Here is a 16,765-nt window from a genome sequence, read left to right on the forward strand (position 1 = left end):
TCTCCCGATTCCGGGAGGCTTCTTGCACAGAGGAAAGATATTTTCAGTAGAGTAAGAGACTAAGCTGCAGAGGTACAGCAAGTATTCCGGTAACAGGATAAGCTATCCGGAGACTCATACCGATAATAAAAAACTCGCAAAGCCTATGAATAAAAGGCTTTGCGAGTCTATAAGCGATAATTCATGAATAAAACAGGCTAAAAACCCATTAACCTAAATAGCGCGTGTCCATAAAGTCCCATTTACCGCGTTGCGCTTGCCCGAAAATAACTCATCCCGAAGGATCTGGACCGCGTCTTTTCGGGCTTCGCAAGCCCCCGAAGAAAAATCGGGACAGGATTTGTAAATGAAACTATCTGAATATGCACTTAAATTTTGACACTGTTTGCTTAGTTTAATAGTCCTTTAACTCTTGCAATCAACTCTGATTCTATTGGTTATGATTTACCTAGGCTGTAGTTTAAAATGGCGATTTTATTAAATTCCACCAATGCCTGCCTGGCAGTAAGCAGGGCAGACAGGGGGGCAAATTTAAATAACCCCGGACACACCTGCCAGGGGTGAATATATGGATATGATTAGTTTTTGAATGAGGCCAACATCTCATAACCCACTACAATATCCGGAATAGTTGGCCTCTTATCAGGAACGTACAAGAAACATCGAACACTTAAAAAGCCCCCTCATACAGAAGAACCACCCTGTCGCTGAAAGCGGCGAATCCGAATAACCCCGGGGCGAAAGTCCCGGGGATTGGATGCCCCCCCCCCTAAGATCCCTGATAAGGGGTCAACATCCTCCAGCTCTTTTGCAGGTCGAGCTCTTTGCATCTTGATCCCTGTCAGTTAACTTAATCAATCAGGAAAAAGGTATCATCGATCTTAATTCAACTCTCTTCGATCAACCTACGGTATTCATCCAGGAAGCTCTCGCTTTCCGAATTAGTTGGCCCCTTTCAGGGACCCAGTGCCGGGAGCATGTTTCACCCCGGGACAGTTGCCCCGGGGTTATTTAAGTTCGCCCCCTGCCTCCCGGCAGGCAAGCTTATCAGGGACTTGATGGATTAGCCCTATTTGTGTCATTCACAAGGCACGTAATTTATAGAAAGAACCTAATTGTTAATATCATCGCAAAACTAAACTACAGCCTTTACCTTAAATTTAATATCTAACAATCTATTTTTTAGTTTATTGACCGACACAAAAAAATTAGCTTCCCAGCGTAGCAACCATAACGGCTTTGATGGTGTGCATACGGTTTTCGGCCTGTTCAAACACAATTGAAGCTGGTGATTCAAACACATCCTCAGTAACTTCAAGACCGTTAAGACCAAATTTATTAAAGATACCCTCTCCCACTTTGGTTTCACGATTGTGGAAGGCCGGCAGACAGTGCAAAAATTTGCAGGAAGGGTTACCGGTCTTCTGCATCGTGTGAGCATTAATTTGATAGGGCTTGAGTAAATCGATGCGGTCTTTCCAAACATCGTCACCTTCACCCATTGATACCCACACATCAGTATAAAGAAAGTCACATCCGGCAACGCCTTCGGCCACGTTATCAGTGATGGTAATTTGAGCCCCCGTTTCTTCAGCAATTGCACGACATTGAGCAACCAATTCGGCATCGGGCTGAAGCGAGGAAGGGCCTACAATGCGGACATCCATTCCCATTTTAGCACCACCTACCAGCAGTGAATTGGCCATGTTGTTGCGGGCATCCCCCAAATATGCAAACGATACCTGGTTGAGCGGCACATTCGAGTGTTCAGTCATGGTGAGGAAATCAGCCAATATCTGAGTGGGATGAAACTCATCTGTAAGTCCGTTCCACACAGGAACTCCGGCATATTCGGCAAGCTCCTCCACAATGGATTGTCCGAAGCCCCGGTATTCAATACCGTCGTACATACGTCCCAATACCCTGGCAGTATCTTTCATCGACTCTTTGTGCCCTATTTGTGTGCCTGATGGCCCCAGGTAGGTCACATGTGCCCCTTGATCATGTGCCGCTACTTCGAATGCACACCGTGTGCGGGTCGATGTTTTTTCAAATATCAGGGCAATGTTTTTCCCTGTGAGCCGCGGCTGTTCGGTACCAGCATACTTGGCAGCTTTAAGCTCACGCGATAAATCGAGCATGAACCCGATTTCTTTTGGAGAAAAGTCCAGTAATTTTAAAAATGATCTGTTTTTTAAATTAAAAGCCATTTTTTACAGATTTATAGGTGTTTAAAAATTTTCTTTAATGAGTATCCGTTCTTATACCCAACTTGAAAGCAGACCCGCCGAAAAGGACGGCCTTGACCGGTGAGCCAAAAAAACAAGTGAAGATGGCGTTAAAAAATCTTTTCTGTTTGATCCCGAGATTAGTTTTTGTTGGTTTTTGGGCAACAAAAACCTTACAAAACTTAAATCGGGAGAGTTTAAAAGATTTTAGCCATCAAACGCTGTTTTTTTGAGTGAAGCGGTCACAGCCTTGAATTATTGCGATTAGCGAAAGCAGTGTCAAGCTTGCTTGAACAATGCTGAGTATAGCAATAATCATGAAATAATTTTTTTGATTACTTTTTTGTGTCAAGACAAAAAAGTAATTGGGGTTTAAGGGGCAAAGCCCCTCTTTATTTTCAATTAGGTAAGTAACCGGATATTCATATTTTCTTTTGATCATATTCAACAGGATGAAAGCATATTTCTCCCAATTGCTAATCCGCAGATTATAACAAAAACAAAATAGCGGTTCATACATCATTATAATTCAGATGCAAACGCTTAATCATACTTATGCAAGTCTTTTTCGTCATACTCCATGGTAATTTTGGTACCATACGACTTATCCTCTAATTTTTTAGATTCTGTAATGATACTCTGACGTCCTCCTTTCTCAATAAAAGACAGGGCCGCTTTAACCTTTGGAGCCATACTGCCCTCGCCAAAAGTTCCTTCTTTCAGGTATTTAAGAGTATCTGAATGATTCAAAAACTCCAGTCGTTCCTCGTTTTTTTCACCAAAATTGGCATATACAAAAGGCACATCGGTAAGCACATAAAACTCATCAGCTTTTATTTGTGAAGCCAATTTAGAAGATGCCAGATCTTTATCAACCACAGCTTCTGAAGGACGAACCAGCCCCTCCTCATCCGTATAAACGGGGATTCCTCCTCCACCCACAGCGATGACAATAGTGCCTGCACGGGCATTGCTTTCAACCACTTCACAGTTCATAACAGACTGCGGCTCGGGTGAAGCAACCACCCTACGATAACCATTTTTGCTCTTTTTGTCTTCTTTAAATATCCAGCCTTTTGCGGCGTTTAGACGGTCAGCTTCTTCTTTCGTCATAACTTTCCCAATTCGCTTGATCGGATTCTGAAATGCGGGATCTTCGGGATTCACTTCAGTAAGGGTCATTAATGTCAGTACGTTTCGGTTAAGGTTATGCTTACGCAGAACATTTAGCAGGCATCTTTCAATCATGTAACCAATACCTCCCTGACTGTCAGCAACACAAATATCCAGCGGCATTTGCGGAATACCGTATTGTTGTTCTCCGGCATCATTACGGAGTAGAATATTACCTACCTGAGGTCCGTTGCCATGAGTAAACACCAAATTGTAGCCTTCCTTTACCAGGAAAATCAGGTTTTCAAGTGTTTCTGTTGTATTGGCTTCTTGTTCTTCAATAGTGCCCGACTGATTGCTTCTGAGCAATGCGTTACCGCCAAGGGCTATTACAGCTAGTTTACTCATGTAAGATTTTTTTAGATGAAAGATATCAGCATCAGGGTTTAATATTCACCGAATAACATATCGCTGAACACTGATCATTGATTTCTGTTTAATGAACATCGATCACTGACAATGCTATATACGGGAAAAAAAGCAGAATATCCTATGACTGTTGTCAGCAGCGTCATATGATATTCGCCATAGTCAAAACATTGGTAATTTTGACGAGTAACATCTTTAAAGCGATAAGTAATTACCTAATCCGGGAATTTTGTTTTAGTTTTGATATTCACAAAACAGGCCTTCTCCCTTGCCGTCCATAAGTCAAATTACCCTTATCTCAAAGTCATTTTTTCAAAAATCACCCACATACCGCAACCAATTACTATAAAAGCAATCTTTTAAATCCTGTTTGTTTTGAAATATCCCACTTACATATTGGCCATTTTTGTTGTTTTATTCCTGCTTTGGGGTTGCGAAAGCAAAAAGAAAAAAGGCAGTCCCGAAATCAGCGAAGGCTCCGTAGAGTACACGATTTCTTACACCCCTGAAATAATGGAAAAATCATTTTCTTTTCTCCTCCCGGAAAAGATGACTTATTATTTCAGAGATGGCAGCGAGCGAATTTCCTTTAAGGGCGAACTGGGCCTTTATTCGCTTGATTTTATATCCGACCATTCCACCGACAGTAGTAGCACCCTGCTGAAAATCATCAATAAGAAGATGTTTGTACCATCGTCGGAAAGTAAAAAATTATTCATATTCAGAAGCTTAAAGGAAGGACAGGTTAAGTTTATTAAAGATTCTACCCGCACAATTCTGGGGTATGAATCACACAAAGCCACGATACACTTAAACGACAAACAAAAAACAGAAATTGAAGTCTGGTACACACCGGAGATATCCACGCCTACCACCAATAAAAACACACCGTTTAGCGAAGTGCCGGGTGTCATGCTTGAGTTTTCCATCTATTTCAATGATGTATTATTCAAACTCACTCCCAAGACGGTAGAAAAAACCCAACTTCCCGAATCCCTTTTTGCCGTTCCTCCGGATTATTCAGCAACTACAATAGAAGAAATTGAACAAACCATTGCCGGGATTCTGCAGTAAAAGTGCAATTTTAATAGGTTATCCCGTTATAATGACAACTTATCTGACATTATAGCTTAAAAGGGCCGTGCAAATTATTATTTTTGCATTCGGAAAATCAAATCACAACTATGAGTACCGGTAAAAAGAACAAAACAGGCAAAAAAAACCGCAAATCAGGATTGTCAAAATGGGAAACAAACTTTAAAAACTTCAAGTTTCGTTTCATAACCGGCCTGGCGCTGGTGGCATTTTCTTTCTATTTGGCGTTGGCTTTTCTGTCTTTTTTCTTCACCGGATTTGCCGACCGCAGTAAATTTGATATTGCTTTTTGGGACTTTATAAAAAGTGCTGAAATCACTGTTCAGAACTGGACAGGAAAATTCGGAGCCTGGCTTGCTGATACCTTTATTAATGACTGGTTCGGTGTTGCATCAGTGTCTGTTGTTGTGCTTTTGTTCATGACAGGCATCAAGCTTATTGGTGCAAAAATAATGAAGCTCCGCAAAGCCTTTGTTCATGCTGCCCTTATTACCATTTGGACCTCGGTTACCCTGGGTTTTTTCTTTATAGATACCATTAATGATCAATACCTGCTCTTTGGTGGTGCTCATGGCTATTTTCTTAGTAAATGGTTTCAGGCTGCCATTGGGTGGGCCGGAACATTTATCCTGATTCTTATAACCCTGCTTGCTTATTTTTCGTTTTGCTTCGATTGGTTCATTCCATTAATATCAAAACCTTTCCAAAAGAAAGAAGCAAAATCAGACCAATCAGAAACGGAGGAAAGCACTGAATCGGAGATAAATGTAAATCACCAAAGCAAAATCAGAGCTGAAGAAGAGCAGTTCGAAAAAACTCATGCACCGTTGGATGAGGACTTGTCTCTTGACCGCGCAGTAAGTGGTCTGTCAGAAGCTGCTGAGTCAACTGCCACTTCCCACACTCCAGTCCCGTCACATCCTAAAGAAGAAAAGGAGATTGTTATAAAGGATGATGAGACTCTGGAAATGGATTTTGAGCCGGAGAATACCGACAAATCTCTCGAGCACAAAGGAGATGAAGACCTGGAATTGAAGATAGAAAAAGCAGCTACTGAGGAAATATCAGATCACAATGAAGACAGACCCCTCGGCGATTACGATCCCACCCTGGACCTTTCGTCTTACAAACTGCCTACTTTTGATTTGCTTGAAGAACATGATACAGACTCAGGTCAGGTAGGTGAAGAAGAATTGATATCCAATAAAAACAGGATTGTCAAAACCCTGGAGGATTATAAGATACAGATTAAGAGCATTAAGGCTACAGTTGGACCTACTATTACGCTATATGAGATAGTTCCCGCTCCGGGGGTACGTATTTCCAAGATCAAAAATCTGGAAGACGACATTGCCCTATCTTTGGCAGCATTGGGTATCCGAATCATTGCCCCCATCCCGGGACGTGGCACCATTGGTATTGAAGTGCCCAATTCGGAACCGGAGATTGTCTCTATGCGGACAATTATTACATCCAGGAAGTTTCAGAACAGCAAATTTGAACTTCCAATTGCTTTTGGAAAGACCATTAGCAACGAAACATACGTGCTTGACCTGGCTAAGGCACCTCACATGCTTGTTGCCGGTGCTACCGGGCAGGGTAAGTCGGTTGGACTAAATGCGATCATAACATCGCTTCTTTACAAAAAACACCCTTCGCAGCTCAAATTTGTTTTAGTTGACCCCAAAAAGGTCGAGCTCAATATTTACAGCAAAATAGAAAAACACTTTCTGGCCAAGTTGCCCGATGAAGAAGAATCGATCATCACCGATGTGCAAAGAGTGGTTAGTACTCTCCACTCATTAACCATTGAAATGGATGAACGCTACGATTTGTTGAAAAAGGCGCATGCAAGAAATGTAAAAGAATACAACCATAAGTTTGTTAAACGACAACTAAATCCGGAAAAGGGGCACCGATTCCTCCCCTATATTGTAGTAATCATTGACGAGTTTGCCGACCTGATTATGACAGCCGGAAAAGACGTGGAAATGCCTATTGCACGTATTGCGCAGCTGGCGAGAGCCGTAGGGATACACATGATTATTGCGACTCAGCGACCATCTACCAATATCATCACCGGTGTAATTAAGGCCAACTTCCCTACCCGTGTGGCCTTTAAAGTAGCTTCAATGATTGACAGCCGCACCATCCTCGATTCGCCTGGAGCAAATCAGCTCATCGGCCGGGGTGATATGCTTATCACACAAGGAAGTGACCTGGTACGTGTTCAGTGTGCCTTTGTTGATACTCCCGAGGTTGAACAAATCAACGATTATATTGGAGCCCAGCAAGGCTATCCTTCAGCACTTATTCTGCCTGAATACAATGGTGGTGATGGGGAAACTGCAGAGCCTGGAGAAGTAGATCTTTCCAAGCGTGATCCGATGTTTGAAGAGGCAGCACGTATTGTGGTAGCTAATCAGTCGGGGTCTACATCTCTTATTCAGAGGAGATTTTCTATCGGATATAACCGTGCCGGCCGAATCATCGATCAATTAGAAGCTGCAGGTATTGTGGGGCCATTTGAGGGCAGCAAAGCCAGACAAGTCTTAGTTCCCGACGAATATGAACTTGAGAAAGTGATTGATTCCATTAAAGGATAAAAGAGTAATGGTTTAGATGTGGGAAAAAACCTAATGTTTTTTTGTTTTAATTATGAATGATTTATAGGCATAATCGCCAATAAAATGGAGGTTTCATGCAATGAAAAAATAATTTTGGAACGGAAATTGATTAAAGAAAAGAAAAAACAAGACTAAAGATGAGAAACATTTTTGCAACCGTTAGTTTGATGATTTTTCTGGCCGGCAGTACTGTCTTTGCCCAAAGTCCGGAAGTACTGAAAGCCAAAGAAGTCCTGGACAAAGTATCTGAGGTTACTCAATCATACAATTCAATTAAAGCAGATTTTACTTTTTCACTGGAAAACACCCAGGCCGATATCACCGATTCGCATGATGGCACCATTTTTATCTCGGGTGATAAATACAAGGCTACAGTGATGAACGTTACCAGCTATTTTGATGGAGTAACCCTCTGGACCCACCTCAAGGAAGTGGGTGAAGTTAATATTTCAACACCGGATCCTATGGATGAAACCACTTTGAGTCCATCCAACATTTTCAACATACATGAAAATGGCTTCCGGTATATTTTTGCCGGAGAGGAAATGCTTAAAGGTAAGAAAGTAAATATCATTGATCTTTTCCCGGAAGATAGGGACAAGCCCTTCTCACGGATTAAATTGTATGTTAACAAAAGCAACAACCACATTTCTAAAATCATGCAGTTGGGCAAAGATGGAAACAACTACATCATCGACATTAAAGAAATGAAAACCAACGTACCGGTGGAGCCATCGATGTTTAAATTTAATGAGGAGGCCCACCCCGATGTCGATGTTATTGATATGAGGTAAAAGGTTCAAAAGAATTTTTGATGGTTTAAACAGACATCAAAACGTATTTAAAGCCCCGGTTTAATGGATGCAAAAAGCTTTCATCAATTAACCGGGGCTCTTTTTTTTATCTTGAGAATGAGACTCAGCAGGTATTATTTTGATTTTCTGCCGGACAATTTCCAAAGAATAGATGAGTTTGGATAATTGCAAAATCTACGTGTTGTCTTATTTTTGCAACTTAATAATAACAGTCTGTTTTATGTCTCGAATTATCTGTTTATGCAACCGGGTTGGCGGCAACGACGTGGAGAAGGTACTTTCCAAACATCCGCAGGCCAGCATTAAGGATGTTATGAATCTTACAGCCGCTTCAACCTCTTGTGGCAGATGCCGCAGCGAACTGGAAGCCTTTATTGAGGAAATTAAATCAAAGCAACCAGCTACTGCCCCTTCCTCCCAGCTTACCATTCCTTTCGATTTTTCCTGAAGGGACCTCAATATATGCGCTTTTAACTACTTAACATATTTAAACTAATATATTTCTTATAAAAACACACACTATTCATCTCAGTACGTAAAAACCCGTTATCATTTACTCCTATATATATCCAACAGAAGCTTGTTTATTCAGTTTTTCCATACCCTGATAATATTCCAATTCCTTTTATCAATCTTTCATACATGCCTTTTTACCAGCACCTTTCTTCGTGCAACTCAAAGGAAGCTATTGACACCATATCGGAACTTTTGTGATAAGCGTTGAGCGGCTTATGAGAACCATCCCTTGGCTTATGATAACCCCTGAATGGCTTGTGATACACCTGAAATGGTCTGTGACAAGCATCAAATGGTTTATGCATAATAACGAGTCGCTTATGAAAGACAACAAATAGCCTATGAACCATATTAATTGGTTTATGACAGACCTAAAATCCTTTATGAAAAACCTGTAGCTGTTTATTTATGATAGCGGTCCTAAATATTACAAAACAAAAAAAGGCCTCCTAATCCGGAGACCTATTTTTCAATCAACCAATTACTATAAAAGGATATTCTGATTACATAAGGAAACTCAACATCATACCTGCAGCTACTGCTGAGCCGATTACACCAGAAACGTTAGGCGCCATGGCATGCATAAGCAAGTGATTTGACGGATCACTTTTCAAGCCTTCCTGCTGTACCACACGAGCACTGTCAGGTACCGCAGATACGCCGGCAGCACCAATAAGCGGATTGATTTTGTTTTTCTTGCTCAAGAATGTATTCATAAGCTTTGCAAACAAAAGTCCGCCTGCAGTAGCTACAATAAAGGAAGCCGCTCCTAACACAAAAATCTTAATAGATTCAGCAGTCAGAAATACACTAGCCTGAGTTGAAGCACCTACCGTTAATCCAAGCAGAATGGTTACAATGTCGATCATTTTGGTTCGGGCTGTTTCAGCCAGACGCTCAGTTACTCCACATTCCTTCAGAAGGTTTCCGAAAAACAACATACCCAAAAGAGGCAATGCTGTAGGTGAAATAAACAAGGTGAGCAACAACCCCAATAATGGGAAAAGAATCTTTTCTGTTTTAGAAACCGCACGTGGAGGTTTCATCTTTATCAAGCGCTCTTTCTTGCTAATCAACAACTTCATAATAGGTGGCTGAATTACCGGAACCAGAGCCATGTATGAATAAGCCGCAATGGCAATACTTCCAATCAATTTGGGAGCAAGTTTTGAGGAAGCAAAAATCGCAGTAGGTCCATCTGCACCACCAATAATAGAAATTGCACCGGCCTGATGAATTTCAAAGCCAAGTGCCATGGCACCAATGAAAGTACCGAATACACCAATCTGTGCAGCTGCACCCAGCAGCATTAACCGTGGATTCGAAATGAGCGAAGAGAAGTCAGTCATGGCACCAATGCCAAGGAATATAAGGGGTGGATAAATACCTTTAACTACCCCGTAGTACAAGTAGTTCAACACGGAACCATCTTCATAGATACCTATCTGGAATCCTTCAACGAAAGGAATGTTTCCAAGAAGAATCCCCGTTCCAATGGGGATTAACAACAACGGCTCATAATCAAAGCGAATGGCTAAAAAGATAAACAGCAAGCCCACCGCAATCATGATTACGTTCCCTGAAGTAATATTTGAAAAACCGGTATAATGCCAGAAGGTTTGCAGTCCTTTAACAAGAGCACTCCCACTTTCTGCACCGCCACCCTGTAATACATCCTGAGCGGATACATTACCGCCGGTCAGGACTGAAACCACAAATAACAGGCCTACCAATGTAAATATTGTTACAAATTTTCTCACTTTAAAGACTATTTGAAAGAAGCTAAAATGTCAGCTCCAATGATTTGACAATAAAGATAAAAAGCCTCTACTCAAGAATTATCAGCACATCACTTTGAAGTACTGCATCCCCTTCTTTTACTTTTATCTCTTTAACTGTACCGTCTTTATCGGTCATGACATTGTTTTCCATTTTCATGGCTTCCATAATCAGAAGGGTATCACCTTTCTTCACCGTATCGCCCTCTTTTATCAGAATTTTAAAGATATTACCTGGCAAAGGGGCTTGAATTTGATGACCTCCGGCAGATTGTTTTTTAACAATTTGACCTTCACCCGGCTTGGGCTTCACTTCATTGCGAATCAGCTTGGGCGTTTTAACCTTTTTCACCTCCTGCTCAATCTCCACTGAATAAGGCGTGCCATTAACCTCTATCGATGCAATATTTTCATCGATGTCCTTAATGTGAACGTGATATTTATTTCCATTTATGGAAAAATCAAACTTTTTCATATTCAATCGGTTTATTTAAGGTCGGGGGCTGCCTGTCTGCCTAAAAATAAGAAAGGCAGACAGGCCTCCAACTTGATTAATTAAGTATCTGGTAAGGAATGTAAACCTACCTTCTGGTAGGCAATACATTGTTGATGTTGTAAATCTTAGAACTCCATGGCGAGTATCTTCTTTCTACACGTTTAATCGTAATTATCTTACTTTCATCATCATGCAGATCAGAAAAATACAGACTCAAAGCAGTACCAATCGCAGCATTTACCTCACCGGCAATGTATTCTTCCTCTTCCCCTTCCTTCTCGGTATATTTGCCTTCCCGCTTAAGTTTACGCTTCATTTGCAATTTTAGCACCTTGGGCATAAACTTAAAAACGAAAATCAAAAGTATCAGAGCCGAAAACACCACAGAGTATCCTACAGCCGTGATTACCCATATTTGTGACCAGTTTACAACTTCTAAGAAATGGTTCATATTGTTGTTTTATTACAATGGAATGTTACTGTGTTTTTTCGGAGGATTAGTCAGCTTTTTGGTTTGCAGACTCTGAAATCCACGAATAATACGGAAGCGTGTATTACGCGGCTCAATAACATCATCAATGTAGCCATAAGAAGCAGCCTGATAAGGATTGGCAAATTTCTCTTTATACTCTTCCTCTTTCTTGGCAATAAACTTCTTCTTCTCTTCCGGATCTTCAATATCCTTCATTGCCCGACCCTCGAGAACTTCAATGGCACCTGATGCACCCATTACTGCAATTTCGGCAGTAGGCCATGCATAGTTTAGATCTCCTCTAAGCTGCTTACAGCTCATCACATCGTGTGCTCCACCATAAGATTTACGCAGTGTAATGGTGACTTTTGGTACTGTAGCCTCTCCATAAGCAAACATCAGTTTAGCACCATGAGTAATGATACCTGCATATTCCTGACCACTACCGGGTAAGAATCCGGGAACATCAACCAATGTCAGAATAGGAATGTTAAAGGCATCACAGAAACGCACAAAACGAGCTGCTTTACGTGAAGCATCAACATCCAATACACCAGCAAGGAAGTTAGGCTGATTGGCAATTACTCCAACAGAAGCACCACCCATGCGGCAGAAACCAACAATGATATTTTTGGCATAGTTGCGGTGTACTTCGAGGAATTCACTATCATCGGCGATGGAATAAATAACCTCCTTCATATCATAAGGCTGGTTTGGATTGTCAGGAATGATTTCATTCAAGGCATCGTCCAAACGGTCAATAGGATCGGTGCAATCCACCAGAGGAGCCTCTTCCAGGTTGTTTTGAGGAAGATAAGACAACAACTTGCGGGTCAACATGATTCCTTCTTCTTCGTTCTCGAGTTCGAAATGTGAAACCCCGGATTTAGAAGAGTGAACATGAGCACCTCCCAGATCTTCAACGCTAATATCTTCGCCGGTTACAGTTTTTACAACCTTAGGACCGGTAACAAACATGTAGCTGGACTGCTCAGTCATCATAACAAAGTCTGTCAATGCCGGAGAGTATACAGCTCCACCTGCGCAAGGACCAAAAATAGCAGAAATCTGAGGGATAACTCCTGATGCCAGGATGTTCCGCTCAAAGATTTCAGCATATCCGGCCAGTGAAGTTACACCTTCCTGGATACGGGCACCGCCACTGTCGTTGATTCCAATAACAGGCGCACCAACTTTCATGGCCATGTCCATTACCTTACAAATTTTCTGAGCAAAAGTTTCAGAAAGAGAACCACCGAAAACAGTGAAATCCTGGGCAAAAACATAAACAACGCGTCCGTCGATGGTTCCATGTCCGGTTACAACACCGTCACCCATGATTTTCTTCTTTTCCATACCAAAGTTGGTACAACGATGGGTTACGAACATATCGAATTCCTCGAAACTACCATCATCCAAAAGCATTTCAATACGCTCACGAGCAGTAAATTTACCTTTGGCATGCTGAGCTTCAATTCTTTTTTCACCCCCACCTAAACGCGCTTCATTGCGCAACTCAATTAATTGCTTGACTTTATCCTGATTTGACATATTATGATAATTTATTGAAAAGTTTCATCCTCTCCTGATACACAATGGTTCAGGGTTTAAAAATCCATTTGTTATTTGGGAGCTTCACACAATTCGGTAAGCACACCAAATGTAGACTTAGGGTGAAGAAATGCGATGCTCAGTCCTTCAGCACCTTTGCGGGGAGCCTTGTCAATCAGACGGACACCCTGCTCTTCAGCAGCTTTCAATTTCGCATCCAATCCATCAACCGCAAATGCCATGTGATGAATGCCTTCTCCTTTTTTCTCGATAAATTTACCAATTGGCCCTTCGGCATCAGTTGACTCCAGCAGTTCAATCTTGGTATCCCCCACTTTGAAGAAAGCAGTTTTAACTTTTTGGTCAGCGACTTCTTCTACAGCATAGCACTCCAGACCAAATACTTTTTCGTAAAATGGTATGGCTTCATCAAGACTCTTAACAGCTATACCGATGTGTTCAATATGTGTTGGTTTCATATGATAAATATTTGTTTATTATATATTAAGCGGTTTATCAAAATCCTCTTTTTTCCGAAAAAAATATTCAAAGCAGAAATTCAAGCAAATTTCTGATTCCGGTTAAAAGATTTTTCTCTTTTAAAGAAAATTTTCCGCAAAAGTAGCAGAATTAAACAACTATCCCTATAAAAACCAGGATAAAAAAAGGGTGTTTTACAACATATTTTGAAGTTACCCCTCACCCAATGGGGCATAGATAAATAACATCTTATATTCCTCACCCGAACCGGAAATCTAATTTTGTTCTAAAAATTATTAGCAAATATAAAATTTTAAAGGGCAAAAACATTGCAAATCATTAGCAATAATCAACGAATTGCATCAATTAGAAAGCATCTAAATACCATTTGACCAAAAAACCATCTGTTTTCACTGTTCCTCTGCCAACCAACTCCTGAAAGATTTGATACGATCCCGGCTGACAATTACCTCCTTAGATGCATCGCCGGTATTTAGCTTCACTTTTAAGCGTGATCTTCCGTAGTTAACAATATCAGATACAAAATCAAGGTTAATAATTTCCTTACGACTGGTTCTAAAGAAGCAGGACGGATTTAAATGGTTTTCAAGTTGGTTTAATGATTGGTCGAGATAGTAGTTACGACCATGACCGGTGAGTAAGAATGTAGTTTTATCTTCACTGTAAAAGCAGGCAATATCAGAAGTTTTAACAATCCGGATATGCTCGCCGACATTAACTATAAACCGCTCTTTGTAATTTAGGTTTTCTGAAAACATTTCGGCGGTTGTTCTTACTGCTTTTTGTATTTCAAGAGTGTTTAATTCGGGGTGATGATACTGTTCATATTTCGCTATAGCGCGTTGTAAATCCTCCTGTTCGAGGGGTTTAAGCAAATAATCTACGCTGTTAACCTTAAAAGCCTTAATAGCAAACTGATCGTAAGCAGTAGTAAATATAACCGGGAAAGAAACTTTTACTTGATCGAAAATTTCAAAACTGGTGCCATCTCCCAGTTGTATATCAAAAAACCCCAGATCGGGTGACGGGTTGTTTTTGAGCCATTCCAGAGTTGATGCTAGAGAGGAGCAAACCCCTTTTACCTCAATTCGGTGATTCAGGGAGTTCAGAATTTTCTCTAACCTTTCCGCAGCAAGCGGTTCATCTTCAACTATCAGAACTTTCATTCGTTAAAATTATTCTAAGTTGTTGGCCTGAAACCTGCCTGTCGGCAGTCAGGGACCTCACCAGGCTAAAGGTCCCCAAAGCTTTGGGGTGTTCATTTCTGCCGCCCAAAGCATGCTCGTTTCATTCGCACAAAATTAAGTTAATCCAATGCTTTCTGATGAATTAGACTGACTACTTTCGGATGCCCTATTGAGAATTTGTCATTCCAAAATTCATTTTCGTTTCATCAGGTTGGAATTTAAATTTTGTCACCATCTTTTACCAATGGCATTCTGACTTCAAATATACCGTTTTGATTCAGAATTTCTATCTTCTCGCCTGTCAAAAAACTATAGCGTCCTTTAATATTTTCAATTCCGATATTAAGTGACTCAATTGATTGACTTTGAGCATAAATACTGTTGTAAACAACGAGGTGCTCATTCTCAATATCAACTTTGATCTTCATCGGTGCCTCGGAAGAAAACCGATTATGTTTGAACGCATTTTCCATTAAAATTTGAATCGAAAGTGGTACAATTAGAAACGAGTTCGATTGCTCTATAGAAGGTAATTCAAAATGAAAGGCTTTTCCAAAACGCATTTCCTGTAGGTATAGATATCTTTCAGCAAGTTTTAGCTCTCGTTGCAGGGGAACCAAGTCATCTTCCTGTAACTCTAAAATGTCGCGGTACATGCCTGAAAGTTGGGAAAGAAATTTCTTGGCACTTGAGGTATCTTTATCTATTAATGTTCCGGCAACATTAAGACTGTTAAAAAGAAAGTGGGGATTTACCTGACTTTTTAAAACATCATATTTGGCTGAAAGGGCCTCTCGCTTAAATCTTTCACGCTCTTTAAATTCTTTCTTCCAATCCATAAAGAACGCCCTGGCATAAAACCACATGGAGATAAAGTAGAGAATTACAAATTCAGTAACCCATATTCCTTTATGATATTTCAAGAAAGTTCCGAAAGGAATTTCTTGTATCAGTTTAAACCAGAACCAATTGGTAAAGAAAATAACAAACGCCGAATAAAGGGTAGTAATGCCAAATGCGATCCCAAGACTGCGAAGCGGCTTCTTTAACCACGAAACTAATGGTTCAATCCAAAAATCATAAATATATTTATTAAAAAACAATCCGTACCCCAGCATCACAGAGTATCCAATGTTGTGAATTACTGCCATGGGATCTTTTACACACTCGGGACACATGATGCTTTGAAAAAAGTGTCCTATCGACATGGAAATTAAACCATACGACAGGATTACTAATACTTGCTTTGTTTTATAGGTCATTTTGAGAATTACTAAATGTAAACGAGATTAACAATAATAAGCATATTAAGGAAGAGGACTATAATTCTTTCTTAATTTTTTCCAAAAGTTCCTCATTGCTTTCCTCCCCCCATGAAGGCCAAAGTGCGTTTGGTGCTTTGAATGAATCAAACAGACAGTCTGCTTTTTCAAACAAAGGGAGGGCTTTTTCGGCTCCTCCGCCAAACATCGATGGTGTGTGATAAACATTTTGAGCTTTACAAAACCAAATTCTTGGATTTTTAGGATTCAGTTTCGTTGCTTTTTCAAGTGCTTCCCGAGAGAGAGATGAGTATTTCATGCCCCGCATGGGACTTGTTATTCGCATGGAATGAAGTAAGCCCTGAAGCACGTACAACTCTGACTCATTGGGCGCTAAACCCATGGCTTTGTCCAGCATTTCCTGAGCTTTATCGAGACTCGCATCTATTTCATCAGAATCATCAACATTAAAAGTAATGCTAACATACGAATAAGCAGCATAATAGTAGGGCAACCACTTATCTTGCTCCGACTCACCTATTCTGAAGAATTTGCCGGCAAGAGAATTAAGCTTTCCAGAGGTATGAGATTTATACATTTCTAAAATGGTCAACCTCATAGTTTCTTCATAATTCTTTGCTGAAAGAGAAACAGCTGCAAAAAACACTAAAATTGAAATCACTAAGGTTTTCATA

General features: G+C 40.6%; 15 protein-coding genes. 4 read left to right on the forward strand and 11 right to left on the reverse strand.

All coding sequences use genetic code 11. From position 1 onward, the window contains the following. Nucleotides 1–683 precede the first annotated feature (683 nt). From DDZ16_RS20720 to DDZ16_RS06945, 3 genes are all read right to left on the reverse strand, one after another. On the reverse strand, nucleotides 684–830 hold the full coding sequence (locus DDZ16_RS20720; protein ID WP_158275623.1) for a hypothetical protein: 147 nt from the start codon (nucleotides 828–830) through the stop codon (nucleotides 684–686). A gap of 378 nt (nucleotides 831–1,208) precedes the next feature. Next, nucleotides 1,209–2,210 carry an ornithine carbamoyltransferase gene (locus tag DDZ16_RS06935; RefSeq protein ID WP_109263713.1) on the reverse strand — a complete coding sequence of 334 codons (1,002 nt, stop codon included), beginning with the start codon at nucleotides 2,208–2,210 and terminating at the stop codon, nucleotides 1,209–1,211. Between the two features lie 561 nt (nucleotides 2,211–2,771). Then, nucleotides 2,772–3,749, reverse strand: a complete 978-nt coding sequence (locus DDZ16_RS06945; RefSeq protein WP_109263715.1) for a carbamate kinase — start codon at nucleotides 3,747–3,749, stop codon at nucleotides 2,772–2,774. A gap of 396 nt (nucleotides 3,750–4,145) precedes the next feature. Here DDZ16_RS06945 and DDZ16_RS06950 point away from each other — a divergent pair, with 396 nt between their 5' ends. From DDZ16_RS06950 to DDZ16_RS06965, 4 genes are all read left to right on the forward strand, one after another. After that, the gene (locus DDZ16_RS06950; protein ID WP_232526580.1) at nucleotides 4,146–4,844 is read left to right on the forward strand and encodes a hypothetical protein; all 699 of its coding nucleotides are present in this window, start codon (nucleotides 4,146–4,148) and stop codon (nucleotides 4,842–4,844) included. Nucleotides 4,845–4,954: 110 nt separating this feature from the next. Continuing rightward, nucleotides 4,955–7,471 (forward strand): FtsK/SpoIIIE family DNA translocase, encoded by a 2,517-nt coding sequence (locus DDZ16_RS06955; RefSeq protein ID WP_109263717.1) that lies wholly within the window; start codon nucleotides 4,955–4,957, stop codon nucleotides 7,469–7,471. A gap of 158 nt (nucleotides 7,472–7,629) precedes the next feature. Continuing rightward, the gene (locus DDZ16_RS06960) at nucleotides 7,630–8,286 is read left to right on the forward strand and encodes a LolA family protein (protein WP_109263718.1); all 657 of its coding nucleotides are present in this window, start codon (nucleotides 7,630–7,632) and stop codon (nucleotides 8,284–8,286) included. A gap of 241 nt (nucleotides 8,287–8,527) precedes the next feature. Further along, a complete protein-coding gene (locus DDZ16_RS06965) occupies nucleotides 8,528–8,755 on the forward strand; it encodes a (2Fe-2S)-binding protein (protein WP_158275624.1) in 228 nt (75 codons plus the stop codon). 571 nt (nucleotides 8,756–9,326) lie between these two features. On the opposite strand, the gene DDZ16_RS06970 is transcribed toward DDZ16_RS06965, so the two are convergent. From DDZ16_RS06970 to DDZ16_RS07005, 8 genes are all read right to left on the reverse strand, one after another. Then, on the reverse strand, nucleotides 9,327–10,583 hold the full coding sequence (locus DDZ16_RS06970) for a sodium ion-translocating decarboxylase subunit beta (protein ID WP_109263720.1): 1,257 nt from the start codon (nucleotides 10,581–10,583) through the stop codon (nucleotides 9,327–9,329). A gap of 67 nt (nucleotides 10,584–10,650) precedes the next feature. After that, a complete protein-coding gene (locus DDZ16_RS06975) occupies nucleotides 10,651–11,076 on the reverse strand; it encodes a biotin/lipoyl-containing protein (RefSeq protein WP_109263721.1) in 426 nt (141 codons plus the stop codon). Nucleotides 11,077–11,182: 106 nt separating this feature from the next. Then, nucleotides 11,183–11,548: an OadG family protein gene (locus tag DDZ16_RS06980; protein WP_109263722.1), complete on the reverse strand. Its 366-nt coding sequence runs from the start codon at nucleotides 11,546–11,548 to the stop codon at nucleotides 11,183–11,185. A 12-nt stretch (nucleotides 11,549–11,560) separates the two neighbouring features. Beyond that, nucleotides 11,561–13,120, reverse strand: a complete 1,560-nt coding sequence (locus DDZ16_RS06985; RefSeq protein ID WP_109263723.1) for an acyl-CoA carboxylase subunit beta — start codon at nucleotides 13,118–13,120, stop codon at nucleotides 11,561–11,563. 71 nt (nucleotides 13,121–13,191) lie between these two features. Continuing rightward, nucleotides 13,192–13,599, reverse strand: coding sequence for a methylmalonyl-CoA epimerase (gene mce / locus DDZ16_RS06990; protein WP_109263724.1), 408 nt, complete (start codon nucleotides 13,597–13,599; stop codon nucleotides 13,192–13,194). Between the two features lie 411 nt (nucleotides 13,600–14,010). Then, nucleotides 14,011–14,787, reverse strand: coding sequence for a LytR/AlgR family response regulator transcription factor (locus DDZ16_RS06995; RefSeq protein WP_109263725.1), 777 nt, complete (start codon nucleotides 14,785–14,787; stop codon nucleotides 14,011–14,013). 239 nt (nucleotides 14,788–15,026) lie between these two features. Beyond that, nucleotides 15,027–16,070 carry a sensor histidine kinase gene (locus tag DDZ16_RS07000; protein ID WP_109263726.1) on the reverse strand — a complete coding sequence of 348 codons (1,044 nt, stop codon included), beginning with the start codon at nucleotides 16,068–16,070 and terminating at the stop codon, nucleotides 15,027–15,029. Nucleotides 16,071–16,128: 58 nt separating this feature from the next. Continuing rightward, nucleotides 16,129–16,764, reverse strand: a complete 636-nt coding sequence (locus tag DDZ16_RS07005) for a tetratricopeptide repeat protein (protein WP_109263727.1) — start codon at nucleotides 16,762–16,764, stop codon at nucleotides 16,129–16,131. Nucleotide 16,765: the final 1 nt, after the last annotated feature.

Source organism: Marinilabilia rubra, from assembly GCF_003121985.1.
Taxonomy (GTDB): Bacteria; Bacteroidota; Bacteroidia; order Bacteroidales; family Marinilabiliaceae; genus Marinilabilia; species Marinilabilia rubra.